Consider the following 25,691-nt stretch of genomic DNA (forward strand, 5'->3'; position numbering starts at 1 on the left):
GAGGGCAGACGAACCTGTGGGTCACAGGGTGAAGCCTTCGCCCAGATAGAGGCGGCGCACGTTTTCATCGGCGACCAGCGCTTCCGGGCTGCCCGCGAACAGGACCTGGCCACCGTAGATGATGCAGGCGCGATCGACGATATCCAGCGTTTCGCGTACGTTATGGTCGGTGATCAGCACGCCGATGCCGCGCGTTTTCAGATCACGTACAAGGTCGCGAATGTCGGAGATGGACAGCGGATCGATACCGGCGAACGGTTCATCCAGCAGCATGATCGATGGCTTGGCCGCGAGCGCGCGGGCGATTTCGCACCGGCGACGTTCGCCGCCCGACAGCGCCATGGCCGGGCTGGTCCGCAGCCGGGTCAGCCCGAATTCGTCCAGCAAACGGTCGAGTTCAGCTTGTCGCACATCGCGATCGGGCTCGTTGAGTTCAAGGACCGCGCCAATGTTCTGTTCGACCGTCATGCCGCGAAAGATAGAGGTTTCCTGCGGCAGATAACCCAGGCCCAGGATCGCCCGGCGGTACATCGGCAACCGCGTCACATCGATGCCATCCATCAGGATGCGGCCGGAATCGGGGCGAACCAGTCCCATGATGGAATAAAAGCACGTCGTCTTGCCCGCGCCGTTCGGGCCCAGCAGCCCCAGCACTTCGCCCTTGGCCACGGACAGCGATATGTCCGAAAGGACAGTGCGCTTGTCATAGCTTTTGGCGATCGAGATCACTTCCAGCCCGCCGTTGGCGGCCAAAAGAGCGGAATCGGTGGCGCCGCTGTCAGCGTTGGCGGCGCGGCGATCCTGCGATAGTTCGGTGCTTGCAGTCATCGCAGCGGGCTTAACGCAACCATGCCACTGGCGGCAAGCCGGCATTTCGACCGCGACGGGCCATCTGGCAGGTTTCGTGCATGTGACCCAAGCGGAGACGACGGCGTCTGATCGCCTGAACTTGATCTGAATGTCATTCGATGGTGTACTCCCGCAAAGCAGATCGTGGAGAGGCTATCGCTTATGGACTCGGCGCAGGAACATTCAGCGCATCATGCCGCAGTCGGTTCCGCCCCGGCCGACTGGATGGCCGCGGATGCTCAACATCCTGCCGATATGCCCGCCCCTGCCCCGACGCTCGACTGGCGGCGCAAGATGAGCGATCACATCGCCTATGCGCTTCTGGTCTACACGGCCCTGCAGATCTTCGTGACCGTCGGCGCGCTGAAGACGTCCGGTGGATCGCTGCTTCCTTATTTCGCGCTGGTCGTGCTGGTCATCGCCATCATCCCGGCCTGCCGCCGGTTCGAAGCGCGGTGGAACCAGCTTACCGACCGTCAGGCAGCAGACCCCCGCCTTGCCCGGTTCTACCGGCGTGACCGGATGGCGCTGTGGGCGCTGGCGATCGGCCTGCCTTTCGCGCTTACCGCCGTATTCAAGGGGCTGGCGCTGGTATTCATGCACTGAAAATCCGCTGCATTTAGCGGCGAGCAAACCGAACTCCCGTTTGCCCTTCGCCATGATGGCGACTAGGGCAGGCGCCACGCACTATCGGCAGTCGGGAGTTCATCAGTACCATGCTCAGTCCGGAACAGGCAAAGGACCGCGCGCTGGATCTGGTGCAGCGCGCCCGCAATGCTGGCGCTGATGCCGCCGACGCCGTCTATGGCTCCAGTTCGTCAGAGGGCATCCAGATCCGGCTGGGCAAGCTGGAGGATGTAGAGCGTTCGGAAAGCGAGCACATCGCCCTGCGCGTCTTTTCCGGCACCCGTTCCGCCAGTATCGGATCGTCGGACCTGTCGCCCGCCGCGCTGGACGAACTGGCGGCCCGCGCGATCGACATGGCCCGCGCCGCACCCGAAGATGAGTATGCGGGTCTCGCCCCCGCCGAACTGCTGACGCATGAGCCGTGGCCCGAACTCGACCTGATCGACCCGGCCGAACCCAGCCCGGCCACGTTGAGAGCCATGGCCGAGGAAGCAGAGGACGCGGCCCGCTCGGTCTCCGGCGTGTCCAATTCCGATGGCGCGACCGCCAGCGCCGGGCTCGGTGTATTCGCACTGGCGACCAGCCACGGCTTTGCCGGAGCCTACGGTTCCACCAATCATTCGATCAGCGCATCGGTGGTCGGCGGCGAAGGATCGGGCAAGCAGCGCGACAACGCTTGGCGCACCGCGCATCATGGCAGCGACCTGCCCTCTCCCGCCGAAATCGGTCGGCTTGCGGGTGAGCGTACCGTCGCCAAGCTGGACTCCGGTCGCATGATCAGCGGCGCCATGCCCGTGGTCTTCGATCCGCGTGTGTCCGGTTCGCTAATCGGTCATCTGCTCGGCGCGATCAGCGGCAATGCCATCGCTCGCCGTTCCAGCTTTCTGCTGGAAAAATTGGGCGAACAGATCTTCGCCTCCGGCACGGTCATCGCCGAAAACCCGCACGTCCCGCGCGGACTGCGCGCCCGTCCCTTTGACGGCGAGGGCCTGGCCACTCGCCCGCGCAACATCGTCGAGGATGGCCGCGTCACCGGATGGCTACTCGATTCCGCATCGGCCCGGCAGCTTGGCGCAGCGCCGACCGGCCACGCGGCGCGCCACGGCGGCGGCGCTCCCGGTGTGACCACCGGCAACATCCACTTCGGTGCCGGAACGCTCTCCCCCGCCGAACTGATGGCCGACATCGCCGATGGCGTCTATGTGACCGAGCTGATTGGCCAGGGCGTCAACGGCGTGACTGGCGATTACAGCCGCGGCGCGGCAGGATTCCGCATTGTCGGCGGCCAACTCGCCGGGCCGATCGCCGAATTCACCATCGCCGGCAATCTGCTGCGCATGTTCGCGCAGATGACAGCAGCCAACGATCTGGAATGGTACCGCGCCATCAACGTCCCGACCGTCCGGATAGACGGCATGACGATCGCCGGCGACTGACAATCGCCGCGCGTTCGGCCCGATCAAGGATGGTCGGCTCAGACCGGGCATCAAGGCCATGTTGGCTAGGCTGGGCACGTTGCAAGAGGTTCTCGGCAGCGTGCTGAAACTGGACTAGTGATCGCGACCGCTCATCTTTGCCGTGAAATCTATTCCGCCGATCGAAGAAACCTTTGCGAGAGCCCGTGATAGAGCTTGTCCTTGCACACGATTTGCGCGGCAAAGTCGGCGATTAGGGCAGAACCGAGCAAAGGCATCATCAGCCCGCGGCTCGCCGTTGTTTCCGAAATGATGATGACTGCGGTCAACGGGGCTCTGACGACACCGGTAAAGTATGCCACCATGCCCAGCAAAACGATCGTACCAGCCGGAAAGGTCGGAAATTGGTATGCCGCGTTCACCGCTCGCCCGAGCGCAGCCGTGCCGATATACCCGGCACCTGTATTGGCGCTCGCACAGGGGCTGCCGGACCTGTGCCCTCCAACGGCTGCATAGCCAACGTCGACCGTGACGCGAAAACCCCATGCCCGGATAGACTTTGCGTTCGCGGGCGATGGCAGCCTAGGAGGTCCGCCAGCGAAAACAGAAAATCTCGGCCGCAGCTGCCGATCAGCCCGGCACCGCGGCGAATGACTAACGCCCTGTGAAATTGGGCTGTCGCTTTTCCGCGAACGCCGCGCAGGCTTCGCGGAAATCATCTGTGCCCAAGGCAAGACATTGGACATGGTTCTCCAATTCCAGTGCTGCTTGCAGACCCGGTGCATCGATGTTGGCGCGCATCACCTGCTTGGTATGCTTGATTGCATAGGGGCTGTTCTCGGCGATCTGTCGCGCAACGCCTAGCGCCAGGTCCATCACATCATCTCCATCGGTCAGCGACGTGGCCAAGCCGATCCGATGGGCCTCGGCAGCGTCCACCGCCCTGCCCGTCAGCATGATCTCGAACGCACGCCCTCCACCGACCAGGCGCGGCAGGTGATAGCTGATGCCGCACTCCCCTGCGCTTAGCGCGACTTTCACGGCGCCGACGAGAAATCGCGCCCGCGGCCCGGCGACCCGTATGTCGGCCGCAAGGGCAAGGCCCATGCCCGCGCCCACGGCCGCGCCATCGATCGCAGCGACAACCGGAAAGCGCGCGGTCGCGATCTCATGCATCAGGCCAGCGAACCTTTCCTGCAGGTCCATGCTTTCGATCGGGCCTTGAGGCGCGTTTTCCCCGAGTATCACCTCCTTAAGATCCAGGCCCGCACAGAAAGCCCTGCCGTGTGCCGCCAGTATTGCGACCTGGACGGTCGGGTCGGCATTCATTTCGGCAATGGCCGCGCGCAGTTCCGCCACCATCGGAAGGGTGAGTGCGTTGGCCGCCTGTGGTCGATCCAGCGTGATCACCGCAATGCCGCTTGCCTGTCTGGCCAGATCAATCATACCAAGCTCTCCTCGAATGAAGCCAACTGCGTCAGGGGTCCCGGCAGGCCGGGCACGTCCACCTTCATGCGTAACACCGCACCGGCATTCGGCGTGGCGGCGTTGCCACCCGTGGCGATATAGAGCCAGCTCGGATCATCCGCCCCGAACGCGATGCTCACAACGTGTGGATAGGGGAACGTCATTTCCGTCAGGCTGGTGCCATCGGGCGCAATCAGGAGCAGCCGCCCGGTGCTCCAGCAGGCTACCCAAAGGCGCCCCATCGTATCCACGGCAAGACCGTCTCCATCCTTCAGCGCGACAAGCAGGTCGCCCCCGCTTGATGGCAGACCGGAATCCAGCGGATAGCGCCATACCCCGCGCCCGGTCTCTACATGGTAGAGCCATTTTCCGCATGGGCTTGTAGCCATCCCGTTCGAGGCCATCACGTCCCGCCGCAGCACCGTCACGGTGCCTTGGGCCGAAACATGAAACAGCAGCCCGGGTGCCGGCGGGCCGCCAGTCTCGAATATCGCGACGAAATCAATCGTCCCGGCAAAGAAGCCCCCTCGTCCGTCTCCTTCCATGTCGTTGACGGCAATAATCGGCTGCCCTTCTATTTCCGTCAGCACATCGTGACTCCTCCCGCTTGCCGGGTCGAAAGCGACTATCCCGCCTCGACCGCTGCAAAGGACATGCCCCGACGTGTCGAACAGCAGGCCGCCGACCCATTGCCGCCCTGGGAGCACCGTCTCCGGCTCGGCCCCGCGCCGCTTTCGGTACACGCCTTTTCCGGTGAGATCGGAGAACCAGAGGTCACCGTTCGCTGCTGCACGCGGCGTTTCTATGAAATCAAAGCCTTGCGCCAAAATCTCGAATTCCGGCGTGAGGACGTCCGGTGTTGCCGTCGATTCCATGCCTCTCTCCTTGTTTATGGTGCTGTCGTTGGCCCTGCTACTGCATCTTTCCACTCTTGAAAGTGCGAGAAGTGCATGGGTCGAACCGGCGCTGGTCTTCATCTGCACTGGCGGTTAAGCAACGCTGTGACCATTACTCGTGCCTCGCAAGCCCCCTTCGGTTCGATCCTGTTCGAGCAGGACCCCCTTATCTGGATGGCGGACAGCGAAGTATTCGCCAAGCCGCAGCAGCAACGCAGCCGGGACGCGCTTTGCCGAGTGGTCACTTCTGCAGTGGCCCTGTTTTCGCAACAGGGCTTCGCCGCCACGCGCGTCAGCGACATTGCCCGCCACGCCAAGGTCCCGATCGGCACGGTGTACCAATATTTCGCCGACAAGGAGGCGCTGCTTGTCGCCATCTTCGCTGCGTACCGTGACTGTCGGATGCATGAAATCCATGAACTGTGCACGTCGGCGCAGGCGCGCGCAGCGTCGCCCCGGCAACTGATCGAATTGCACCTCGACATCGTGTTCAGCGCGTTCACAGTGGATGCTGGGCTGCTGCGCCTGATCGAACTGCGGCGCCTCGAAGACCCGGCCATGCACCGCAAGCAAAGCGATGCGAACGAACAGGTTGCGGGCCTCATAGCCGACCTGCTGGTACTTAAGATGCCGGGCAGAGACGAAGACGAACTGCGCAGGCAGGTCCTCTACGTCCACTCGATCATCCGGGGCGCGGTAGTATGGTCGATCCTGCCTGCAGGCGGCGAAATCGGCAAAGGCCTCAAGGTCACCGATTCCGCGTTTGCTACCGAAGCGCTCACGATGTCGCTGCGATATCTGGGCATCGACTGAACAACGCACGATCGCAAACCTATCCTTTTTCAGCATTGATCCGGCAACCGATCACGCGACATTCTCTAAAAACAGAACATGACGTAATATTCATATTTGTAGCTGGACTCTTGGGAGAGAACAAGGCTCATGAACGATATCCAGCAGATCATGCGGGAGCGTTATCCCGATGGGACATGGGCGGACGTCGCCCGCCGCGACGGGGACCTTCCAGAGGTTCTGGCGATGCAGGCAAACCCCGAACAGAACCTTCGCGACATCGCGTTTTCCCGCTACACCGACCCCGCCTTTTTCAATCTTGAGACCGATCGAATGTGGAAGCGCGTCTGGCAGTTCGCCTGTCGAGACGAGCATCTGGCAGAAGTGGGCGATTACTTCGTCTACGATATCGCCCGCATGTCCGTCCTGATCGTGCGGCATGAGGGCGGACTGAAAGCCTTCTACAATTCATGCCTGCATCGCGGAACCAAGCTCAAGGCTTCGGGATCGTGTGGCTGGGCCGGAAACATCACCTGCCCGTTCCACAACTGGCAATGGAACCTTGACGGATCTTTCAAGGGCATGCCGTGCGATTTCGAGTTCCCCCAGGTCGATCATTCCAAGGCAGGTCTGGTCGAAGTCCAAGTGGAAGCCTGGAATGGCATGGTCTTCGTCAATTTTGACCCTGATGCCCCTCCGTTAAGCGACTATCTCGAAGCCCTGCCCGACCATTTCAAAAATTGGGACCTTAGCGGCTGGTACGTCGCAACGCATGTGCGCAAGCACCTGCCGGGGAACTGGAAGCTGTCCATGGAAGCCTTCATGGAGGCTTATCACACACCGTACGTGCACCCGGAAATGACGCATGTAGTGGGCGACCACAACATGCAGCACGATATCTTTTCCGACCACGTGAGCCGCGATCTTTGCGCCATGGCATCGCCAAGCCCGACATCAAAGCAGGAGATGAGCCAGCAGGATCTGCTGGACGCCATGCTTGTCGGCGACGGGCGAATGGTGGGCGAGCGTCAGAACGTACCGGAAGGCAGGACTGCGCGCTGGGTAATGGCGGATCAACTGCGGCGCCAGATGCTGGAGAAATACCAGCTCGATTATTCGGCGCATTCAGTGCCGGAAATGATCGACTCGCTGAAATATCACCTGTTTCCCAATCTCCTGATTTATCCAGCGCCTGGACTTTGCCTGGTGCAGCAGTTCCGGCCCGACGGTCATGACCACGATCGCTCCACATTCGATCAGTATGTCCTGCATCCCAAGCCTTTGGACGGCAATTTCGAGGTAGCTGAAGTACAGGTGATCGGAGAGGAGGAAAGCTTCACCACGCTTGAGGACATGGACCCGTTCCTTGCCAGCGTGCTCGATCAGGACACAGACATCATGCGCTGGCAGCGAGAGGGCATGTACGCCAGCGGCAAGGGGGCACAAACCTTGTCGATCTATCAGGAAGCCAGAATTCGCCACCTGCACGATACGCTCGACAAGTATCTGGGCGGCCACAAGTGAAAGGGCACCTTCAGGGCATCCACCATGTCGCACTTTCGGTGCCCGATATCGAAATAGCTCGCCGGTTCTATTGCGAACTGCTGGGTGCCGAGGAAATTTCCGCGACGGAATGGCAAGCAGGCAACGCGTGGATCGACGCCGTCGTCGGGTTGGACGGTTCGGCGGCGAAGACCTTCCTGGCGCGCCTGAAGAACGTGCACATAGAAGTCTTCGAATACATCGCTCCCCGCGCGCCCGATGCCGACCCGAACCGCCCGGTCAATCTCCAAGGCTACACCCATGTGGGTTTTCAGGTCGACGATATTCAGGCCGTCTACGAAAAGATGCTGGTGGCGGGCCTGACGTTCCACGCGCCGCCGGACCTGTCGACCATCACGCTGGACGATGCCGGCCACAAAATCGGTTTTGCCGCCACTTATGGCCGCGACTTCTTCGGTAACGTATTCGAAATCATGGAAATATACCCGAACGAGGCGATACCCCCACTTTGACAATCGCGACGAAGATCGCTGCGGGAGAGAGACATGGATCTTGCTCTTGAAGGCAAGAAGGTAATCATCAGCGCTGCGACGCGCGGGATCGGCCGCACGGTGATCGAGCAATTCCTCGATGAGGGAGCGATCGTATCGTTCTGCGGCCGGCGGGCGCGCTGCGATCAGGATAATCCCAGCGACGAAAGTGTGTTCGCCAATCCCTTGCACGGCGACGGAGTAGAGGAAGCGGTGGAGGCTCTATCTGCCTGCGGACAGGTTTTTGGCAGCGTGGTGGACTGCGGTTACTTCGATCAGGTGACTTCCTGGGTCGAGAAGGCGGCATCGGAAATGGGCGGTATCGACATAGTTGTGTCAAATGCCAGCGCCTTGGGAGGCATTCCTCGAAACAGGAAAGGCTGGGACATTAACTACAATGTCGATCTGCTTTCCGCTGTGGCGATGTTCGATGCCGCGCTGCCCCACCTCAAAGCGTCGGGACATGCCGCTTTCATCCAGATGTCGACCATCACGGCGATCGAGAACCACGCCTTTGGTGAATCCGGCCTAAGCTATGGAGCGATGAAGGCTGCCTTGATAAACTACACGCATCAGTTGGCGATGGATTACACAAAGGACGGTATTCGCTGCAATTGTGTGTGCCCTGGCCCGGTTTACATCAAGGACGGGAGTTGGGGCTTCCTCGAAAAAGCCATGCCCGACTATTATGAAGCAAATCGCGCCAAACATCCTCTGGGCAGGTTTGGTCGCCCTGAAGAGATTGCCGACGCAGTGCTGTTCCTAGCTTCTGAGCGCGCCTCATGGATCACCGGCGTGAACCTCACCGTCGACGGGGGCTTTACGCGCAACGTCAAGTACTGATCATTCGATCGACAACGTCCGACAGCAACGACAGCCCGCGCCGGTTAAAGAGGATGAAAGTAGCGAATTCGCCGATGATGCATATCGACACTCAAGGATAACGGAACCCTAGTCATATAGTGGCGGGTAGTAGTTTACTTGTCCCCGATCGGTACGCGCAATGTTGAAACTTACGTGGTAGGAGGTGCGTAGATCGATGTCGTTCCCAGAATACCCAGATCAAGCGGGTAAGCGCGGAACTGCTTGTTAGACACGTTCTTGACCCAACCGGTCAGTGCAATCCAGGTCCGATTGTCCGTACAGGTCAGCGAGCCGTTGATGACGTTATATGCTTTTTGCAGCGATGAGGTTCCATTCGTCACCTCCAGATACTGATCGTCGTACCACACACAGTCGACTTGTGCGGCAAAGTTCCCGCCGCCGATATCGACGGTGTAACGAAGCAGGTAGTTGAAGCTGAACCGTGGTGCGTTGGGGAATTCAGCGTTGTCGATGGTCTTTTGCGGGAAGTCGCAAAGGAAGAAGCCGCCTTGATGCTTGCAGTATTGCGTATCAAGCGCGCCGGGGAAGAATTTAGGTCCGATCTGTTGCCCGGTTGAAGTAACGCTCTTGACCTTCGACACTTGCCAGTTGGCTCCCAGAACGGCGTCGAACCGCGCGGAGACGGCGACCAGAAGGTCTCCAGTTCGGCACGTATCTGATTTTGCGCCTGTCAACGACTGTAGGTGATGATCAGCGAACCGAGCTTAGCATTTGAAGGTCCCCGTTCAGCTGCCTCTTTGTGGCGTCTTGAACGGAAGCAAGGGCGAGTAGATCGGCGAGTACGCCCAAAATCACTACGAGACCCGCGCGCAACAGCTCATCACATTAATCGGCGTGACACGCCTGGAAGAGCCCCACCCAGCTAATATATATAAATGAAGATTGGAGCGGGCGAAGGGATTCGAACCCTCGACCCCAACCTTGGCAAGGTTGTGCTCTACCCCTGAGCTACGCCCGCTCTGGCGTTGGTGGGACGGCGGCAAAGCCTCTACCGTCCGGGTGGAGGGGCCACTAGCAGCGGTTGCCAGACCCTGCAAGGGGCGCATCGTCTTTTTTACGACCGCCCTAGCAAACGGTCGATCCCGCCTTATCGGGCTCTAGTGCTCGCCCGCACAACGAATGTAGCAACGGCCAGCATCACCAAAATCGCGGCGGTGTCCGCCAGGAAATCCATCCATTCTGCATCGCGATGCAGGGTGGGGATCATCTGCACGATCTCGATACCGGCGCCAAGCGCCACCAAACCAAACGCGATTTTGAGCTTGGGTACCTCGGGATAACCCAGAACGCCCAGCACGGCCAACGTGGCGAAAGCTGTCATGTGCTGGATCTTGTCGCTCGGCTCAAACGGAACCTGCGGCGGATGCGGCAGGATCGCCATGGTCACAGCGAAAACCAGAGCCAGCCAGAATGCGAGTCGGAAGATATTCTGCATGGCGCCTTTATCGTGCTGCGGCGCAGCAGATTCAAATCGAGATTTGTATCTGGGTGTATTTTGGCAAACCACTCGTCCGATACGAAGCACGTAAGATAGTCCGTGGACCGACCCTTCGCGCTAGATCACGGCAATTGGAAGACTGGAGCGGGCGAAGGGATTCGAACCCTCGACCCCAACCTTGGCAAGGTTGTGCTCTACCCCTGAGCTACGCCCGCTCTGGCGCCTGACGGACCGGCGAAACCGCTCGATCCGGGGTGGAGGCGGCCCACTAGCAGTCGTCGGCCTGCGCCGCAAGTAGGCAATCTCATATTTCGTCGTCGCAAAGGCAACTCCCACACCGATCATGCATTCGCCCTTCACAAATGGTTCCAAAGCGCCAATCTAGGGAACGCTATTGAACTATCGGCCGTGCGTCTGGCCGAGATATGGGAGCACGCGAATTGGCTAGCATGGGGCTTAACCTGGACGAACAGAAGGCCGTGGACCGGTTCCGCACGTCAGTGGCCGAACCGTCGATGACCCAGCTTGTCATCCTGGACTTTTGGGCAGAGTGGTGCGGCCCCTGCAAGGCGCTGACGCCGGTACTGGAAAAGGTCGCGGCAGAATACGCCGACAAGGGCGTTCTCCTCGCCAAGGTCAACGTCGATGAAGAGCAATTCATCGCCTCCCAATTCCAGGTCCGCTCGATACCGATGGTCTATGCGATCTTCCAAGGTCAGCCGGTGGCCGATCTTACCAACGCCCGCACCGAATCCCAGCTGAAGTCGACGCTGGACCAGTTGCTTGCCAAGCTCCCCATTCAGCCTGCAGGTGCCGAGCCTGCAGTGGATCTCGTGCCGTTGATTGCCATGGGCGAAGACGCTTTGGCCGCTGGTGATGCAGAGCGGGCGATCGGGATTTTCACCCAGGTTTTGGACATGGCGCCGGAAAACGGTGAAGTGATCGCTGGCCTTGTCCGGTCGTTCATTGCGGCCGATCGTCTGGAAGAGGCAGCGCAGGTGCTCGACACGATTGGCGAGCCGCTTTCGGCTGACCCCCATGTCGAGCGAGCGCGAAACACGCTGGCGTTGGCGCAGGAGAAGCCGGACGATAGCGAGCTGGCCAGCTTGCGCGCCGCTGCCGCTGAACGTCCGACGGATATGGACGCCCAGCTCGCCTTCGCCGGCGCGGCGTTCGCAGCCGGAGAACGCGACACAGCGGCCGAAACCCTGCTGCGAATGATCGCCGCCGATCGGGAATGGAACGAAGGCGCCGCGCGGGCAAAGCTGCTTCAGATCTTCGAAGCGGTCGGGCTTGAGGATCCATGGGTTTCGGCGACACGGCGCAAGCTGTCCACGATCCTGTTCGGCTGATCGGCGCTTGGCCCGCATCACGATCTTTCCGTTGCCAGGGGCTCTGCTGTACCCGGGCCTGCAATTGCCGTTGCATATTTTCGAGCCGCGTTATCGGGCGATGATAAGCGACGCGCTGGCTCGGGATCGGCGGATTGGGATGATCCAGCCGCAGCGGCCCGTGGAAGGCGCGAGCCTTTACAATGTTGGGTGCCTGGGCCGGATCGGCGATGTTGAGGCCATGGAAGATGGCCGGTACAACGTCGTCCTCGAAGGCATTTCCCGCTTTCGCATCATCCGGGAACTGGAGGTGACCACTCCGTTCCGTCAGGTCGAGGCCGAACTTCTTCCCGAGCGCAACGACGAAGTGCTTGCCCCCATCGAACGGGCAAGCTTCGAGCGTGAAGCCCGCCGCTTTGCCAAGACGCAGGGGTATGCGGTGGATTGGGAGCAGGTCGGCCGGTTGGACGATGTGTCGCTCATCAACGGGGTATCCCAAATCGCCCCGTTCGATTCCGCCGCCAAGCAGGCCTTGCTGGAAGCCTCGGGCCTTGCCGAGCGGTGCGAGCTGCTAGTGCAATTGATGCAGTTCTTCGGTCGCACCAAGGACGATGACGACGACGGCGTGACGCTGCAGTAGTCGTGGGAGAGCTTGCCCTGACTTAGGCGCGATGGGGTCCGATCAATATGACTGCGGCCCCACATAGGCATAGCGCGAGCCCGGCCAAGTCCCACCGATCCGGCCGAACGCCTTCGATCATCCACATCCAGAGCAGTGCGGACGTGATATAGATCCCGCCATATGCGGCGTAAGCGCGCCCCGCCTGGCTCGTATCCACAAGTGTTAGCAACCAGGCGAACAGGGTGAGCGAAAAAACACCCGGTACCAACCACCAGATGGTCCGGTCGAGCCGCAGCCACGCCCAGAACGCGAAACAGCCAGCGATCTCTGCCAACGCTGCGCACAGATAGATCGCGGCTGTGTAGCTCACCGAAGCAGGGTCGCCTCCACGCCATCAATCACGTACTGCGCGGCAAGCGCTGCCAGCAACACGCCCAGCAGACGGGAGATGACTGCTTCGACCTTGTCACCCAGAACGCGCATCAGCGGCCCGGCGGCGGCCAACGCAGCAAAGCTGAGCAGCATCACCGCTGCCATCGCGCCAAGAATGACCAGCGTCTGTTGCGATCCCTGAGCACGCGCGGTCAGCAGCATCATCGTTGCAATGGAACCAGGGCCAGCCAGCATCGGCATTGCCATCGGGAAAACCGACACATCCTCGACCTCAGGCGTGCCCATGATCTTTTCGGCACGCTCTTCCCGGCGCTGAGTGCGCTTTTCGAACACCATATCCACGGCGATCATGAACAGCATGATCCCGCCGGCGATGCGAAAAGCGTCCAGTTCAATGTGCAGCGCGCCCAGCAGGCGCTCTCCGAACAGACCGAACATGACCAGGATCGTGCCTGCGATCAGGCATGCCCGGCCTGCCATCGACACCGCCTGCCGACGGCTCGCCCCGGCGGAAAGGCCCGCGTAAATGGGCGCGCATCCCGGCGGGTCGATCACGACGAACAGCGTGACGAAAGCGCTGATGAAAAGCTCGTACATCGTTACCGCCTACCCCCCGGCCACATTCAACGACAGGACCTGTTGCATCCGACCATCCCGGCGCAGGGACACCGACAATGTCCGGCCGTTGTCGGGGGCGACATTGTATGCCCACGCAAGCGTGCCGTCATCCGATCGCCCCGAGCCCTTGGGACCTACCGCTTTGCCTTCCACCACGATGCTGCCGTCCGGCAGATCGCGTGGCGACTGCCCAGCACAGTCCGCCACCAAGGCGGAGAGCATCTCCGGGTTGGGCAACGGCGCGGCCAACGTGTCCCCTTGGTCTAGCACCCAGCGGTACGTGCCTTTTTTCTGCTGTTTCCAAATCGTGGTGAAATAACCAGCCTTGCCGTCCGCGCCCTGCCACGCGCCCTTGGTGACGCCCAGCGTACCGTCGCAGCTCATCCATACCTGATGGGTCTGCCACTGCACCGGAACCGCCGGATCGGCACGTCCACGCAGCCATTCTTTCGCAAGCACCGGCTGGGGCACGAACATCACGCCATCATCGTCCGCGAAAGCGCGAAAGGCGGTCCACTGGCCTTTTTCGCGCGCCATCCGGGCAAAGGCGATCTCATTGGCGACGAGTGCGCTTGGATTAGCCGTTCCCGTCCCCGGCGGCAGACGCCGGTTCGAGCCTCTGGCCTCCCCGCCCGTCGGCAGGATCACGGCGCCCGCCAGCGCCACCAGCGCCAAAGCGGACGCACGCTTTGTCAAAGTTCCGACTCGTCCAGTTCCATGCCCATGTTGCGATGCGCCGCCACGATCGTATTGCGCAGGAGCACGGCGATAGTCATCGGCCCGACACCGCCTGGCACAGGAGTGATGCTGCCCGCCACGTCGATCGCGGAACCGAAATCGACATCGCCGACCAGGCGCGTCTTGCCCTCCACGTCGCCCGGGACGCGGTTAATACCGACGTCGATCACCGTGGCGCCTGGCTTGAGCCAATCGCCTTTCACCATTTCCGGCCGACCGACCGCCGCCACCACGATATCCGCGCGGCGGACCACATCGGACAGATCCTTGGTACGGCTGTGCGCCACCGTCACCGTGCAGCTTTCGGCGATGAGCAACTGGGCCATCGGCTTACCGACGATGTTGGAGCGCCCGACGACAACCGCGTTCAACCCCGCCAGCGAACCCAGCCGGTCCTTCAACAGCATGGCGCAGCCAAGCGGCGTACATGGTACAAAGCCGGGCATGCCCGTTGCCAGCCGACCGACGTTGACGACGTGAAAGCCGTCCACGTCCTTGTCCGGGTTGATCGTGGCGATAACCTGCTGCTCGTTCATATGAGCAGGCAGCGGCAGTTGCACGAGGATGCCGTCGACCGCCGCATCGGCGTTCAGCTGTTCCACAACCGCCAGCAATTCCTCTTCGGATGCATCGGCAGGCAGCTTGTGCTCGAAGCTTTCCATCCCGCAAGCTACGGTCTGCTTGCCCTTGCTGCGCACATAGACCTGGCTGGCTGGATCTTCGCCGACGAGCACAACCGCAAGACCCGCCTTGCGCCCAGCTTTTTCGGCGAAGCGGCCCGCGACCCGAGCAACACGTTCCCGCAGGCTTTCGGCAAACGCTTTGCCATCGATGATGGACGCCTGCGTCATCAGCCGTATGCCCGCGCCAGATTGCCGAGAATGATCTGAATGATGGTCAGCCCGATGATCAGCACCATTGGCGAAAAGTCGATCGCCCCTGTATTCGGCATGATCTTCCGTATGGGCCTCAGCATGGGCTCCAAGATGGCATTCAGCGCCGTGTAAACGGCAGAAACGAACTGGTTGTGCATATTGACCACGTTGAAAGCGATCAGCAGGCTCAGCACGAATTGGACGATCACCACGAAAACGATGATCTGAATCAGGTAATCGACGATCTGGTAGAGGGTATAGAACAGCAACGTCGGCTCCTTCGCTGCGTGTGAAAGCGCATCAAGCCGCGCTGATAGCCGAGCAGGCCCCGCACGGGCAAGGGTATGTCGAAGGGTAGACCGTTATTGCGTGAGCGTAGAAGTCCGCTCGATCCGCCAGTTCAACTGCGGTTCGCTGGCGCCCGGCGTATCGTTCACGCGGCGCAGCACGATGGTCCCCCGCTTGGCGGGCCGCCCATCGGTAAAGTCGATGACCAGCGGCGCCTCGTAGAACTGTGATCCGGCCGCACTGGCGGCGTCGCCCTTGCCTACCGCCAGCCGCGGCCCGGCCTGGCCGCCGAATTCAGCCTCCAGCTTGTCCGGGGTCATCTGCGCATCCAGAGTCCATGCCTTGGCCGCGCTGGCCCAATCCTTGTTACGGATCGCGCTGACATAATAACGCAGCAGCCGCTCAGGGTCCTTGCGCTCCATAAGGGCGCCCATGTCGAGCGCAGGCAACTGCGTATCTGTCGATGCCCCGGAGGCAGCATCCGATGGATTGTCACCCACAGCGTCGTCCACGATCGCGCCGCTGGCGCTGGACGCTACATTGCCGCTGGCTGATGCCGATGGATTCTCAGACGTCCTGTCACACCCGGCGAGCAAAAGCGCGCTAGCTGAAAGCGCAGTGACGAATACCGGGGTGAAGACGGCTGAGATACGCATCTGTTCAAAAGCACCTTTCGGTTAGCAGGTTCCCCCCCGAAGGGACGTTTTGTGATGCGAAAGGTATCAACCCGCCCGGATCAGCGTGCCTGCACCTTCCTGCGTGAATATTTCCAGCAACATGGCATGCGATACCCGCCCGTCAAGCACGACGGCGGCCTCGCATCCCGCCTCTACCGCGTGGATGCAGGTTTCGAGCTTGGGGATCATCCCGCCGGAGATCGTCCCGTCCGCCTTCAGCCCTTCGATCGCGGAAGGGGTAAGATCGGTGAGCAGATTTCCCTGCTTGTCCAGCACGCCTGCCACATCAGTCAGCAGGAACAGACGTGATGCGCCCAGCGAAGCGGCAATTGCGCCTGCCATCGTATCGGCGTTTACGTTGTACGTCTGTCCATCAGGGCCCGGTGCGATCGGGGCGATCACCGGGATCATGCCCGCTGCCGAAATCGTGTCGATCACGGTGGTGTCGATGCTGTCCGGCTCCCCCACGAAGCCGAGATCGACTACCTGTTCGATCAGGCTGTCGGGATCCTTGCGCGTGCGCTGCACCTTCCGGGCAGTGACCATGCCGCCGTCCTTGCCAGAAACGCCCATCGCCTTGCCGCCGGCGCGCGCGATCCAGCCGACGATCTCCTTGTTGATGGCACCCGACAGGACCATTTCAGCCACCTGCGCGGTTTCCTTGTCGGTAACGCGCAGCCCGTCGACGAAGCGGCTTTCGACGCCCATGGTCTTGAGCATCGCCCCGATCTGCGGTCCGCCGCCGTGCACCACCACCACGTTGATGCCCACGGCCTTGAGCAGCACCACGTCCTCGGCGAAATCGACCGCCTTTTCCGGGTCGCCCATCGCGTGCCCACCGTATTTCACAACGAACGTGCACCCGGCGTACCGCTGCATATACGGCAGCGCATCGACGAGGGTTTCGGCCTTGGCCAGCAGAGCGGGGTGATGCGGATTCGACATGCAACGCGCTTTACGCGGGTCCGTGTGTTTTTGAACCCGTTTTGCGCGATTTTTTGTCGCCGCCGGTCAGGCGTCCAGCTTGCGGCCGAGCTTGACGAAAAACCAGATGAAAGGCGGGACCATGATCGTGGACAGCACCAGCTTGGAAATGATCTGCCCTTCCATGATCGCGTGCAACGGGACACCGGTGCCCGCGAAGGAAATACTGATGAACAGCAGTGTGTCGATCGTCTGCGAAAGCATGCTCGCGATCCACGCGCGCACCATCAGCAGGCGGCCGCCACCACGCGACAGTCGAGAAAACAGGTAGACGTTCAGCGTCTGCGAGACACCATAGGAAATCAGTCCCGCGAACTGCATCCGCGCGCCCTGCCCCAGCAGCCGGGCGTATGCCTCCTGATCGTTCCAGAACACGGCGGGCGGCACCACGTTGATGACGAAGGTCAGAAGCAGCATGGATACGATCAGCGGGATGAACCCGAACCGCACCAGCCGGTTGGCGCAGTCCGTCCCATGCAATTCCGCCACCGCGCTGGACAACACGACCAGCAAGAGGAACGCGAATATTCCCGATTCGACAGCCAGATCGCCCAGTACAGGCCAGTGCCCCAGCGAAGCGAGCTTGGTGCCTAAGACACCGGCCAACACCACCAGTCCGCCGTAAAGCAACGAGAAAACGAAAAGTGATCGGGTGATTACCGGTCCGCGAATGCCTGTGGCCTGATTCATCCCCAAGCCTCTAACCGGCAACGAACGATTGCACTAGCCGTCTCACGCTCGTGCCACTAGGTTCCGCCGCCTGTTCAACAGTTTCCCCGGAGCCGCGCGCCTCGATGCATGTCGCCTACAGCCTGATCGGCATCGTTCTTATCATGGCGGCAGCGTTCCTGCTTTCGACCAACCGCAGGGCCATCCGGCTGCGGGTGGTCGGCGCGGCGTTTGCGCTTCAGGCGGGGCTGGCCGCACTCGTCCTCTACGTTCCGTTCGGCAACCGGCTGCTGCGTGGCGCTGCGTCCGGCGTGGAAAGCCTGCTCGGCTATGCGCACGCTGGCGTGGACTTCCTGTTCGGCCCCCTCGCCTCGCCAGAGATCGGCGGGCAAAGCTTCGCCATTTCCGCGCTGCCGGTGATCATCTTCTTCGCATCGCTTATCTCGATCCTCTATTATCTCAAGATCATGCCGCTGGTGGTGCGTTGGCTTGGCGGTGCGCTCGAAAAAGTCACCGGGATCAGCAAGGTCGAAAGCCTGTGCGCCGCTTCCAACATCTTCGTGGGGCAGAGTGAAGCGCCGCTGGTGATCCGCCCCTATCTCGCCTCGCTCAATCCCTCGCAGTTGTTTTGTGTCATGACGGTGGGACTGGCGGGCGTCGCGGGTACGATCCTGGCGGCGTACGCATCGATGGGCATCCGCATCGACTATCTGGTCGCGGCGGCATTCATGTCAGCACCGGGCGGCATCTTCATGGCGAAGATGATCATGCCGGATCCCCGCCCGGTCGCTGGCGAAGATGCAATGCCCGGCGATACAAACCTTCACGAAGGCACTTCCCCTCCCGCCGGTATGGCCGCTGCGGCACTCAACCGGGAAGACGTGACTCACCAGCCGGGCGTTCATGTCGATGAGCCGGAGCCGGTCGAGCACGAAGAGGAAAAGCCGGCGAACATCATCATGGCGGCGTCGCAGGGTGCCCAAACCGGCGTCAAACTGGCGGTGGCCGTTGGCGCGATGGTGCTGGCGTTCGTGGCGCTGATCGCGTTGGCGAACGGTTTCGTGGGCTGGTTCGCCGGGATTTTCGGGTTTGCCGGGGTGACCTTCCAGTCGCTGCTCGGCTACGTTTTTGCACCGATCTTCTATCTGCTGGCGACCCCGGATTGGACCGAGGCGATGCATGCCGGCGGTCTGTTCGGCACCAAGATCGTTCTCAACGAATTCGTCTCATTCATCGAACTCGGGAAGGACGGCGCTCTTTCTCCGCGCACTGTCGCTGTGGTGACGTTCGCGCTTTGTGGTTTTGCCAACTTCTCTTCGATCGCGATCCAGATGGCCGTGACCGGAGGGCTGGCGCCGAACCAGCGCCCGATCATCGCCAAGCTGGGCATCCGGGCACTGGCTGCGGGCAGCCTGTCCAACCTGATGAGCGCGGCGCTGGCGGGGCTTTTTCTTACGGTCGGTTGATGCCCACCCTTCCCGCCGCACCAGGTCGGACCAGTGACAGCGCGGAAACGACTATACCGGCCAGGATCATCGCCATCCCGATGAAGTGATAGCTCTCCAGACGTTCGCCCAACAACACCGATGAAAGGACCGCCCCGAACAGCGGCATCATGGTGATCGCCTGCCCTGCCCGCGCAGCGCCGACCTGCGCAGTCGCCGCGTTGTAGATGAAATAGGCCAGCACCGAGGGGAAAATTCCAACGTAAGCGAACGCACCGACGACGGGCAGGCTCCATTCCACCGCCTTGCCCTGTTGCGCCTCCATCGCTGCAAGCGGTGCCATCACCAACGCGCCGAGGATGAATACCACCAGCAGAAAACTGGACGAGGACACGGCCGGTTTCTTGCGCAGCAGGACCGTGTACAGCGCCCATACCGTCACCCCGCAAAGCACCAGCGCATCCCCGATCCGCAGACGCAAGCTAGTCAGTTGCGAGGCATCGCCCTTGAACACGATGCCGATGACGCCGATGGTCGATAATGCGACCCCGGCCTTCTGGGCGATGCCTGATCTTGTGCCGAAAAACACCCGATCCAGCACCAGCACCAGCGCTGGAATGGAGGCTTGCAACAATAGAGCGTTCGCCGAACTGGTGTATCGCAAGCCCGAATAAACGAACGAGTTGAAACAGACGATTCCCAGAAATCCCAGCGCCAGGATCCAGCGCCAACCCGCCCGGACCGCATTCCGTTCTGCCCAAAGACGCCGTATTGCAAACGGAGCCAGCAAACAGCAGGCTATAAGCCAGCGTCCGAATGCCAGCGTGAATGGCGGTATGTCATCGCGGACTGCGCGGCCGACAATCGAATTGCCGGCCCAGAAAATCATCACGAGGCCAAGCATCAGAAACGCGCGGGTGTTGGATCGGGATTCCGTCACGTCAGTCAGGCCAGCGCCTCGTCCAGCATCTTCGCCAGTCGCAGCCCTGCCCGTTCGATCCGCTCATCTATGATCGGGATCGCGCGTTCGGTGGCGTCGTTGGACCAGACGATCTTCGGCGGCTCCTTTATGCCGCAAGGTAGCTTTCCGCCGAACGCGAGCGGATAGAGGAAGTCGCGGCTGATCTGCCAGCTTTCCCGCTCCCAATCCTCCAGAGTACCGGTGGCGAGCCGCGCTTTTTCCGATGCCGTATAGACCCGCACCAGCGGTGGACGGGCCGAGGTGATCGCCCGTTCCGCCAGCACGCCATCCCAGATCGAATGCAGGTTGCGGCCCGGCGCAATGCCGTAATCGGCCTTCACCGAATTGCCGCCCATGTCCTCATTTTCCCCGACATGAAGAGGCTGGTGAACATCGCCGACGAAGTGGACAAGAAACGCCAATGCCTCAAGTCGCAGCACTGGGGCCAGCTTGCGATCCGCCAGCAGTTTGGCGTCCCGCTCGATCTGGGCGGTGGCGCAATTGCCGTCGCGGCAGTTGGCCTTGGGGTCGAAGTCCCCGCAGATCGGCTGGTCGTGGTAGTGCCACGAATTGGCAAAGGCCCAGCGCCAGCGCTCACCCTTGATACAGTCGGGCCAAACCGCCGCGTCCGCCAGCGTCGTCATCCGGCATTTAGGCGTATCGATCTGCGCTTCATGCCGCAGCAGTTGGCGGATCGCTGCCCGGGTCGAAGGCCGTACGTTGGCCATGGCGATCGCACCAACGGTGCGGTGTCCCATCGCCCCCCACGCCATCGCCGGAGTCGCCGCAAGCGCCAGCATCGTCGCCAGCCAGATTGCCACTCTGCGCATCATCGGATCAGGCGACCGGCTTTTCGTACTGCTCGATTACCCATTCCTCGGCCTCGGCTGCGTTGATCCACGCCTGCATCCACTCGTGCTCCCATACCGCCTGCATATAGGCCTGGGCGAAACCGGGGACGCCGATGCCGTACGTCAGGAAACGGCTGACCACCGGGGCGTAGAACACGTCTGCCGCGCCGAAGGTGCCGAACAGGAACGGCCCGCCTTTGCCGAACCGTGCCCGCGCTTCCGCCCAAAGCGTCAGGATGCGCACGATGTCGGCGCGGGTATCGTCGTCCAGGCCCGGCAGTTCCACGCGGGAGCGGATGTTCATCGGGCAGGACTTGCGCAGCGAGAGGTAGCTGGAGTGCATTTCCGCCACCATCGATCGCGCCATCGCCCGCGCGTCATCGGCCTTGGGCCAGAACCGGTCGCGCCCAACCTTGTCGGCCAGGTAATCGACGATCGCCAGACTGTCCCACACCACCGCGTCGCCATCCCACAGGATCGGCACTTTGCCGTGGCTGGGGGCGAGGTCATCGGAATTGCGCTTCAGCGCTTCCCATTCCTCTCCGAACAGCGGGACGGTCAATTCCTCAAAGTGCAGGCCGGATTGCCTGCACGCCAGCCAGCCGCGCAGCGACCAGCTTGAATAGTTCTTGTTGCCGATGATGAGCTTCACGGGGCGGCGTTCCTCGAGTGGCTGAAATCGCGACCTAGTGTCTGTGGATCGGCGTGTCGAGGCAGAAGCGGGGTGGAAAAATTTCCCGGACCTGCCCGGCGGTGGATTGCAGAGAGGGTTTAGTTGATGAAGTGCATGCGGAACGGGGTGTTCATATGGCCGGATCCGGCATCCGGCCTAACCGGGATGCACAAACCCGCCGCGATCATAGCAGGATCGGGCGATGTAGGAAAATCGCGCCCGGCAGCACGTCCGCGTCAGAACAACCGCGTCAGCAGATAGAACAGCGCGCCCACCCCTGCGCTTGCGGGGATGGTGATGAACCACGCCACGATCACCCGACTGGCGACCGACCAGCGCACCGCACTGGCGCGCCGAGCCGCCCCGGTGCCGACGACCGAGCCGGTAATCGCGTGCGTGGTGGAAACCGGAATGCCCATCGCGCTCGCCCCGAACACCACGATCGACCCGGCGGTAGAGGCGCAAAAGCCGGAATGGTGGTTCAGCTTGGTCAGCTTCGACCCCATCGTCTTGATGATCTTCCACCCGCCCGACAGCGTGCCCAGCGATATCGCCACGTAGCACGAGAGCACGACCCAGTGCGGCACATGGAACTCGCCGGTCATATGGCCGGTGGAATAGAGCAGCACGGCGATGATACCCATCGTCTTCTGCGCATCGTTGCCGCCGTGGCTTATCGAATAGGCGGCGCTGGAAAACAGGTGCAGCGTTTTGAAAATGCCGTTCGACCGGCGCGGCGTTGCCCCCCGGAAGATCCAGCTGGTCAGCAGCATCAGCCCCATCGCCAGCGCGAATCCGAGCACCGGCGACACGAAGATCGCCGCGATCGTCTTGAGCGTGCCCGAACTTTCAACCACCGCGAACCCGCCGTGCGCGATGCCCGCGCCCAGCAGCCCGCCGATCAGCGCGTGGCTGGAACTGGAAGGAATGCCCTTGATCCAGGTGAGCACGTTCCAGAACATCGCCCCCACCAGCGCGCCGAAGACTACGGCCGGCGTCACCGCATCGACATCGATGATGCCCTTGCCCACGGTTTCGGCAACATGCAGCCCAACGAAGAAATAGGCCGCAAAATTGCCCGCAGCGGCAAACAGCACCGCGACCACCGGGGACAGCAGCCGGGTCGCCACCACCGTTGCGATGGCATTGGCGGCATCGTGCAGCCCGTTCAGGAAATCGAACGCCAGCGCCAGGGCGACAAGCCCGATCAGCAGCGGCAGGGCAAGGCTGTGGTCCATGAAAAGGGCTTACGAGTGATCGATGACCAGGCCGTCGATCTCGTTGGCGAGATCCTCGAACCGGTCGACCACGCGCTCAAGCCGCTTGAACATTTCCTGTCGGACGAAGAAGTGCATCGGATCGCCGCGCCCGTTGGGGCCGGAATCCGCCTTGAACAGACGCCGCAAGCCCGACGCGTGGATTTCGTCGGCATGGCCTTCCATGCGCACCAGGCGTTCGGTCAATTCGTGCAGGCGATGGCCGTTGTCGCCGATCTTGCGCAGCAGCGGCATGGCCTCCGCCGTCAGACGAGCAGCGTCGACGATGATCGCTGCCATGTCCACCATCTCCGGCTCAAAGGTGGTGACGTCGTACAGGTCCGACGCGTTGGCGGTCTGCTGCATCTCGTCGATGGCATCGTCCATCGTGTTGATCAGGCTGGTGATCGCGGACCGGTCGAACGGGGTCAGGAAGCTGCGGCGCACCGTCTGCAGCACTTCGCGCGTGATATCGTCGGCGTCATGCTCACGCTCGGCGATTTCGCGGATGTGCTGGGCGCGGCCGGGGCCACCCTGCGCCAGCCGGGCAAGCGCATCGGCGCCGGCGACCAGCGTTGCCGCCTGCCGCTCGAACAAGTCGAAGAAATTGCCCTGCTCTGGCAGCAGCTTCTGGAACCAGGCGAACATGGCGGTAACCCCTGTCTTGTTTGCGACCGTATCGGCCACCGCACCGATAAAGCGAGCCGGACTGGCTGCGGCGCGAAATTCCCGCGCGCCGAAGGAACGGATAAGCGCGCGCAAGTCTTCCTCGTCCACCGAACGGGCCGCCTCGGCAAGCGGAAACCACCGGCGTTCGCGCTGGTGCTGCTCGTCCCAGGTAGCGAGTTCCTCGGTCACGGCGAACGGATAGACGTCCACGTCCGCCCATACCGAAGCGCCCGAATTGCGCTGTTTGCGATAGCGATAGGACCCCAGCGGCACCGGGCACGTCGCGCCCAGCACGCCCGCCTCCTCCTGCGCCTCCTGCGAAGCGGCGGCATGCGGGGACAGGCCCTTCATCAGGCCGCCCTTGGGAATCACCCAGCGGCGCGTGCTGCGCGAGGTGATCAGCAGGATCTGAATCGGCGCATCGATGGCGTTGCCGACGGTGCGGTAGGGAAGAACGGCAATCTGGCGCATTGGCGAGATCTCCTTTCATCCCCGGCGCATACGAAGCGCGGCCCATAGTCGAGCCGCCAGCGTCACGCAATCGTCACAAACGAATATGCGGGGCGCAATTCTATTGGTGCGATGGTGCCGACTTCGCCACGGGCCGTCCAACGCGGCGCTGGCCAGTCACATTCATGTCGTGGCTGGTTTGGCGATTACACCGGTTTTGCTATGCGGCTTTCAATCTTCAGCGTGTGTTTTACTCAGACTAATTTGGTTCGCCACATAGCTCTCAATCAATCGTTGCCCAAATTCGACGGCCCAATGAACTTCTTCCGGTGTTGCCAATCGAAGGTGAGAGGCTTTGCCGCGATGACGCCCTTCCAATAAAGGCTCATCATTTGCGAGGCGACCCAACTCGCGCCAATCTTTCGCCGAAACACCGGCAGATGCGAGCCCTGCCTGCTCGCCGCCGTACTGTTTGCTGATAGCATCCCTGATTTCATACAGATGGACCAAGAAATTTGCTCTATCCGAAATCGCATTTCGAAAACTTTGTAACATCGATTTTAGAACAGCATCTTGCTTTATTAAAGTTGCGACATGGTCGCGAAAGTTACGCTGCCTGACTAATCGCTCTGCTTTCGTATCGCCAATGACTTTGCCAGCCGCATCGTAAGATATAATATCTGGACAACAAACGGTTTGCGTAGAAAAAATGGTATCCGGAAAAAGCATTACATGAATCCGCCCATCGGCACATTCCAGTTTCATCGACGCCTCATGAAGTTTAAAAACTTCATGAACGTAAATTTGCTGCGCAACGAACGCATCTATTACAACAGAATGTATTTTATCTCGAAATGCGCGTCCGTCACGATAGAAAATAGAAGGAAAACGACCCTCTACATTGCCATTTTCGATGGTGACTATACCTTCTTCGATAGCGAGAACGCATTTTTCTTCAAAAAAATGCTTAGGCTGATATGTCCACTGAAGAACGGTGCTATCTTCCAAAGTCATTCGAACTGCACATAAAGCGTGGGATTAGGTACTTATTAGGACATGCCACGAAAGCTAACAATTTAATTTCACTGATTTGCGTAACTTTCCGGCAAACATGAATAGAGCTTACCCCCCGGCACCACCGCTAAAGCTCCGCATCCCCCAGCACGGCGGCGCGCAGTTCTTCGATGCCCATGCCCTTTTCGGAGCTGGTGATGTGGACAACCGGGAAGGCGGCGGGGTGCTTGCGGGCTTCGGCGATGGTGGCCGCGTGGACGGCTTCGAGTTCGCTGGCCTTGATCTTGTCCGCCTTGGTCAGGACGATGCGGTAGCCTACCGCCGCTTCGTCCAGCATCTTCATCATCTCGGCATCGACGGCCTTCACACCGTGGCGCGAATCGACGAGCAGCAGCGTGCGCTTCAATTCCACCCGGCCGCGCAGGTAATCGCGCACTAGGCGGCGCCAGGTTTCCACCACTTTGGGCGGGGCTTTGGCAAAGCCGTAGCCGGGCATGTCGACCAGCCGGAAGCGCAGCGGATCGCCGACGTCGAAGAAGTTCAACTCCTGCGTGCGCCCCGGCGTGACGGACGTGCGGGCGATGGCCTTGCGGCCCACCAGCGCGTTGAGCAGCGAAGACTTGCCCACGTTGGACCGGCCGCAGAACGCGACCTCGGTCACCGTGGGATCGGGCAGGAACTTCAGTTCGGGCGCGCTTTTCAGGAACGTCACCGGTCCTGAAAACAGCTTGCGCGCCCGCTCGGTCAGTTCGGCAAGGGCCTGGTCTTCATCCAT

29 protein-coding genes, 2 tRNA genes and 1 pseudogene are annotated in these 25,691 nt (G+C 61.3%); 9 read left to right on the top strand and 23 right to left on the bottom strand.

Annotated elements, in window-relative coordinates:
- Positions 1-21 precede the first annotated feature (21 nt).
- On the bottom strand, positions 22-828 hold the full coding sequence (gene lptB, locus ACZ1JM_RS10365; RefSeq protein WP_465134726.1) for an LPS export ABC transporter ATP-binding protein: 807 nt from the start codon (positions 826-828) through the stop codon (positions 22-24).
- A 183-nt stretch (positions 829-1,011) separates the two neighbouring features.
- Between lptB and ACZ1JM_RS10370 the strand changes: the two genes are divergently transcribed.
- Together ACZ1JM_RS10370 and ACZ1JM_RS10375 are read left to right on the top strand one after the other, a co-directional pair.
- On the top strand, positions 1,012-1,455 hold the full coding sequence (locus ACZ1JM_RS10370) for a hypothetical protein (protein WP_465134727.1): 444 nt from the start codon (positions 1,012-1,014) through the stop codon (positions 1,453-1,455).
- A gap of 110 nt (positions 1,456-1,565) precedes the next feature.
- On the top strand, positions 1,566-2,912 hold the full coding sequence (locus ACZ1JM_RS10375; protein WP_465134728.1) for a TldD/PmbA family protein: 1,347 nt from the start codon (positions 1,566-1,568) through the stop codon (positions 2,910-2,912).
- Between the two features lie 149 nt (positions 2,913-3,061).
- On the opposite strand, the pseudogene ACZ1JM_RS10380 reads toward ACZ1JM_RS10375, so the two are convergent.
- The 3 genes and pseudogenes from ACZ1JM_RS10380 to ACZ1JM_RS10390 form a co-directional block, all read right to left on the bottom strand.
- A pseudogene (locus tag ACZ1JM_RS10380) lies at positions 3,062-3,400 on the bottom strand (chloride channel protein); the annotation flags it as partial.
- Positions 3,401-3,545: 145 nt separating this feature from the next.
- Positions 3,546-4,337, bottom strand: a complete 792-nt coding sequence (locus ACZ1JM_RS10385; protein ID WP_465134729.1) for an enoyl-CoA hydratase/isomerase family protein — start codon at positions 4,335-4,337, stop codon at positions 3,546-3,548.
- Entirely contained in the window at positions 4,334-5,233 is a 900-nt protein-coding gene (locus tag ACZ1JM_RS10390) for an SMP-30/gluconolactonase/LRE family protein (protein WP_465134730.1), read from the bottom strand. The genes ACZ1JM_RS10385 and ACZ1JM_RS10390 overlap by 4 nt, the downstream gene beginning before the upstream one ends.
- 126 nt (positions 5,234-5,359) lie before the next feature.
- On the opposite strand from ACZ1JM_RS10390, the gene ACZ1JM_RS10395 reads away from it, so the two are divergent.
- The 4 genes from ACZ1JM_RS10395 (at position 5,360) to ACZ1JM_RS10410 (ending at position 8,922) form a co-directional block, all read left to right on the top strand.
- The gene (locus ACZ1JM_RS10395) at positions 5,360-6,067 is read left to right on the top strand and encodes a TetR/AcrR family transcriptional regulator (protein WP_465134731.1); all 708 of its coding nucleotides are present in this window, start codon (positions 5,360-5,362) and stop codon (positions 6,065-6,067) included.
- 129 nt (positions 6,068-6,196) lie between these two features.
- Complete coding sequence (locus ACZ1JM_RS10400) at positions 6,197-7,570, top strand: aromatic ring-hydroxylating oxygenase subunit alpha (protein ID WP_465134732.1); 1,374 nt, start codon at positions 6,197-6,199, stop codon at positions 7,568-7,570.
- The gene (locus ACZ1JM_RS10405; protein ID WP_465134733.1) at positions 7,567-8,061 is read left to right on the top strand and encodes a VOC family protein; all 495 of its coding nucleotides are present in this window, start codon (positions 7,567-7,569) and stop codon (positions 8,059-8,061) included. Before ACZ1JM_RS10400 ends, ACZ1JM_RS10405 begins: the two co-directional genes overlap by 4 nt.
- A gap of 33 nt (positions 8,062-8,094) precedes the next feature.
- On the top strand, positions 8,095-8,922 hold the full coding sequence (locus ACZ1JM_RS10410) for an SDR family NAD(P)-dependent oxidoreductase (protein ID WP_465134734.1): 828 nt from the start codon (positions 8,095-8,097) through the stop codon (positions 8,920-8,922).
- A 170-nt stretch (positions 8,923-9,092) separates the two neighbouring features.
- Here ACZ1JM_RS10410 and ACZ1JM_RS10415 read toward each other — a convergent pair whose 3' ends face one another.
- The 4 genes from ACZ1JM_RS10415 to ACZ1JM_RS10430 all read right to left on the bottom strand — a co-directional run bounded on the left by ACZ1JM_RS10415 (position 9,093) and on the right by ACZ1JM_RS10430 (position 10,617).
- Positions 9,093-9,545, bottom strand: a complete 453-nt coding sequence (locus ACZ1JM_RS10415) for a hypothetical protein (RefSeq protein ID WP_465134735.1) — start codon at positions 9,543-9,545, stop codon at positions 9,093-9,095.
- 302 nt (positions 9,546-9,847) lie between these two features.
- Positions 9,848-9,922, bottom strand: a tRNA-Gly gene (locus ACZ1JM_RS10420).
- A gap of 129 nt (positions 9,923-10,051) precedes the next feature.
- Entirely contained in the window at positions 10,052-10,345 is a 294-nt protein-coding gene (locus ACZ1JM_RS10425; RefSeq protein WP_465134736.1) for a VanZ family protein, read from the bottom strand.
- A 197-nt stretch (positions 10,346-10,542) separates the two neighbouring features.
- Positions 10,543-10,617, bottom strand: a tRNA-Gly gene (locus ACZ1JM_RS10430).
- A 234-nt stretch (positions 10,618-10,851) separates the two neighbouring features.
- Between ACZ1JM_RS10430 and ACZ1JM_RS10435 the strand changes: the two genes are divergently transcribed.
- Both ACZ1JM_RS10435 and ACZ1JM_RS10440 read left to right on the top strand, forming a co-directional pair.
- On the top strand, positions 10,852-11,754 hold the full coding sequence (locus tag ACZ1JM_RS10435; RefSeq protein ID WP_465134737.1) for a tetratricopeptide repeat protein: 903 nt from the start codon (positions 10,852-10,854) through the stop codon (positions 11,752-11,754).
- A gap of 7 nt (positions 11,755-11,761) precedes the next feature.
- Positions 11,762-12,373, top strand: a complete 612-nt coding sequence (locus ACZ1JM_RS10440; RefSeq protein WP_465134738.1) for an LON peptidase substrate-binding domain-containing protein — start codon at positions 11,762-11,764, stop codon at positions 12,371-12,373.
- Between the two features lie 22 nt (positions 12,374-12,395).
- On the opposite strand, the gene ACZ1JM_RS10445 is transcribed toward ACZ1JM_RS10440, so the two are convergent.
- The 8 genes from ACZ1JM_RS10445 to ACZ1JM_RS10480 form a co-directional block, all read right to left on the bottom strand.
- On the bottom strand, positions 12,396-12,725 hold the full coding sequence (locus tag ACZ1JM_RS10445; RefSeq protein WP_465134739.1) for a YnfA family protein: 330 nt from the start codon (positions 12,723-12,725) through the stop codon (positions 12,396-12,398).
- On the bottom strand, positions 12,722-13,345 hold the full coding sequence (locus tag ACZ1JM_RS10450; protein ID WP_465134740.1) for a MarC family protein: 624 nt from the start codon (positions 13,343-13,345) through the stop codon (positions 12,722-12,724). The genes ACZ1JM_RS10445 and ACZ1JM_RS10450 overlap by 4 nt, the downstream gene beginning before the upstream one ends.
- A 9-nt stretch (positions 13,346-13,354) precedes the next feature.
- The gene (locus tag ACZ1JM_RS10455) at positions 13,355-14,062 is read right to left on the bottom strand and encodes a Cif family virulence factor (RefSeq protein ID WP_465134741.1); all 708 of its coding nucleotides are present in this window, start codon (positions 14,060-14,062) and stop codon (positions 13,355-13,357) included.
- On the bottom strand, positions 14,059-14,955 hold the full coding sequence (folD, locus tag ACZ1JM_RS10460; protein WP_465134742.1) for a bifunctional methylenetetrahydrofolate dehydrogenase/methenyltetrahydrofolate cyclohydrolase FolD: 897 nt from the start codon (positions 14,953-14,955) through the stop codon (positions 14,059-14,061). The genes ACZ1JM_RS10455 and folD overlap by 4 nt, the downstream gene beginning before the upstream one ends.
- Entirely contained in the window at positions 14,955-15,248 is a 294-nt protein-coding gene (locus tag ACZ1JM_RS10465; protein WP_465134743.1) for a YggT family protein, read from the bottom strand. Before ACZ1JM_RS10465 ends, folD begins: the two co-directional genes overlap by 1 nt.
- Before the next feature lie 93 nt (positions 15,249-15,341).
- Positions 15,342-15,923, bottom strand: a complete 582-nt coding sequence (locus ACZ1JM_RS10470) for a hypothetical protein (RefSeq protein WP_465134744.1) — start codon at positions 15,921-15,923, stop codon at positions 15,342-15,344.
- A gap of 66 nt (positions 15,924-15,989) precedes the next feature.
- Positions 15,990-16,889, bottom strand: a complete 900-nt coding sequence (gene argB, locus ACZ1JM_RS10475) for an acetylglutamate kinase (protein WP_465134745.1) — start codon at positions 16,887-16,889, stop codon at positions 15,990-15,992.
- A 66-nt stretch (positions 16,890-16,955) separates the two neighbouring features.
- Positions 16,956-17,618 (bottom strand): queuosine precursor transporter, encoded by a 663-nt coding sequence (locus tag ACZ1JM_RS10480; protein WP_465134746.1) that lies wholly within the window; start codon positions 17,616-17,618, stop codon positions 16,956-16,958.
- A gap of 104 nt (positions 17,619-17,722) precedes the next feature.
- On the opposite strand from ACZ1JM_RS10480, the gene ACZ1JM_RS10485 reads away from it, so the two are divergent.
- The gene (locus ACZ1JM_RS10485; protein ID WP_465134747.1) at positions 17,723-19,063 is read left to right on the top strand and encodes a NupC/NupG family nucleoside CNT transporter; all 1,341 of its coding nucleotides are present in this window, start codon (positions 17,723-17,725) and stop codon (positions 19,061-19,063) included.
- On the opposite strand, the gene ACZ1JM_RS10490 is transcribed toward ACZ1JM_RS10485, so the two are convergent.
- The 7 genes from ACZ1JM_RS10490 to yihA form a co-directional block, all read right to left on the bottom strand.
- Positions 19,050-19,982, bottom strand: coding sequence for a DMT family transporter (locus ACZ1JM_RS10490; protein WP_465134748.1), 933 nt, complete (start codon positions 19,980-19,982; stop codon positions 19,050-19,052). The two genes, ACZ1JM_RS10485 and ACZ1JM_RS10490, sit on opposite strands and share 14 nt — an antisense overlap.
- Before the next feature lie 5 nt (positions 19,983-19,987).
- Positions 19,988-20,833 (bottom strand): S1/P1 nuclease, encoded by an 846-nt coding sequence (locus tag ACZ1JM_RS10495; protein WP_465135039.1) that lies wholly within the window; start codon positions 20,831-20,833, stop codon positions 19,988-19,990.
- A 7-nt stretch (positions 20,834-20,840) separates the two neighbouring features.
- Positions 20,841-21,506, bottom strand: coding sequence for a glutathione S-transferase family protein (locus ACZ1JM_RS10500; protein WP_465134749.1), 666 nt, complete (start codon positions 21,504-21,506; stop codon positions 20,841-20,843).
- Between the two features lie 257 nt (positions 21,507-21,763).
- Positions 21,764-22,765 (bottom strand): anion permease, encoded by a 1,002-nt coding sequence (locus tag ACZ1JM_RS10505; protein WP_465134750.1) that lies wholly within the window; start codon positions 22,763-22,765, stop codon positions 21,764-21,766.
- 9 nt (positions 22,766-22,774) lie between these two features.
- Entirely contained in the window at positions 22,775-23,923 is a 1,149-nt protein-coding gene (locus ACZ1JM_RS10510) for a DUF47 family protein (protein WP_465134751.1), read from the bottom strand.
- Positions 23,924-24,133: 210 nt separating this feature from the next.
- Positions 24,134-24,916, bottom strand: a complete 783-nt coding sequence (locus tag ACZ1JM_RS10515) for a hypothetical protein (protein WP_465134752.1) — start codon at positions 24,914-24,916, stop codon at positions 24,134-24,136.
- 127 nt (positions 24,917-25,043) lie between these two features.
- Positions 25,044-25,691: a ribosome biogenesis GTP-binding protein YihA/YsxC gene (gene yihA / locus ACZ1JM_RS10520; protein WP_465134753.1), complete on the bottom strand. Its 648-nt coding sequence runs from the start codon at positions 25,689-25,691 to the stop codon at positions 25,044-25,046.

It is taken from the genome of Novosphingobium sp. BL-S-24 (assembly GCF_055521575.1).

Excerpts from the sequence above, each read along its gene's own strand:
- ACZ1JM_RS10495 (WP_465135039.1), bottom strand. The coding sequence starts at position 20,833 with ATGCGCAGAGTGGCAATCTGGCTGGCGACGATGCTGGCGCTTGCGGCG.
- ACZ1JM_RS10375 (WP_465134728.1), top strand. The coding sequence starts at position 1,566 with ATGCTCAGTCCGGAACAGGCAAAGGACCGCGCGCTGGATCTGGTGCAG.
- ACZ1JM_RS10505 (WP_465134750.1), bottom strand. The coding sequence starts at position 22,765 with ATGGACCACAGCCTTGCCCTGCCGCTGCTGATCGGGCTTGTCGCCCTG.
- ACZ1JM_RS10470 (WP_465134744.1), bottom strand. The coding sequence starts at position 15,923 with ATGCGTATCTCAGCCGTCTTCACCCCGGTATTCGTCACTGCGCTTTCA.
- ACZ1JM_RS10480 (WP_465134746.1), bottom strand. The coding sequence starts at position 17,618 with ATGAATCAGGCCACAGGCATTCGCGGACCGGTAATCACCCGATCACTT.
- argB (WP_465134745.1), bottom strand. The coding sequence starts at position 16,889 with ATGTCGAATCCGCATCACCCCGCTCTGCTGGCCAAGGCCGAAACCCTC.
- folD (WP_465134742.1), bottom strand. The coding sequence starts at position 14,955 with ATGACGCAGGCGTCCATCATCGATGGCAAAGCGTTTGCCGAAAGCCTG.
- ACZ1JM_RS10515 (WP_465134752.1), bottom strand. The coding sequence starts at position 24,916 with ATGACTTTGGAAGATAGCACCGTTCTTCAGTGGACATATCAGCCTAAG.
- lptB (WP_465134726.1), bottom strand. The coding sequence starts at position 828 with ATGACTGCAAGCACCGAACTATCGCAGGATCGCCGCGCCGCCAACGCT.
- ACZ1JM_RS10400 (WP_465134732.1), top strand. The coding sequence starts at position 6,197 with ATGAACGATATCCAGCAGATCATGCGGGAGCGTTATCCCGATGGGACA.
- yihA (WP_465134753.1), bottom strand. The coding sequence starts at position 25,691 with ATGGATGAAGACCAGGCCCTTGCCGAACTGACCGAGCGGGCGCGCAAG.
- ACZ1JM_RS10390 (WP_465134730.1), bottom strand. The coding sequence starts at position 5,233 with ATGGAATCGACGGCAACACCGGACGTCCTCACGCCGGAATTCGAGATT.
- ACZ1JM_RS10370 (WP_465134727.1), top strand. The coding sequence starts at position 1,012 with ATGGACTCGGCGCAGGAACATTCAGCGCATCATGCCGCAGTCGGTTCC.
- ACZ1JM_RS10385 (WP_465134729.1), bottom strand. The coding sequence starts at position 4,337 with ATGATTGATCTGGCCAGACAGGCAAGCGGCATTGCGGTGATCACGCTG.
- ACZ1JM_RS10425 (WP_465134736.1), bottom strand. The coding sequence starts at position 10,345 with ATGGCGATCCTGCCGCATCCGCCGCAGGTTCCGTTTGAGCCGAGCGAC.
- ACZ1JM_RS10485 (WP_465134747.1), top strand. The coding sequence starts at position 17,723 with ATGCATGTCGCCTACAGCCTGATCGGCATCGTTCTTATCATGGCGGCA.
- ACZ1JM_RS10510 (WP_465134751.1), bottom strand. The coding sequence starts at position 23,923 with ATGCGCCAGATTGCCGTTCTTCCCTACCGCACCGTCGGCAACGCCATC.
- ACZ1JM_RS10410 (WP_465134734.1), top strand. The coding sequence starts at position 8,095 with ATGGATCTTGCTCTTGAAGGCAAGAAGGTAATCATCAGCGCTGCGACG.
- ACZ1JM_RS10450 (WP_465134740.1), bottom strand. The coding sequence starts at position 13,345 with ATGTACGAGCTTTTCATCAGCGCTTTCGTCACGCTGTTCGTCGTGATC.
- ACZ1JM_RS10435 (WP_465134737.1), top strand. The coding sequence starts at position 10,852 with ATGGGGCTTAACCTGGACGAACAGAAGGCCGTGGACCGGTTCCGCACG.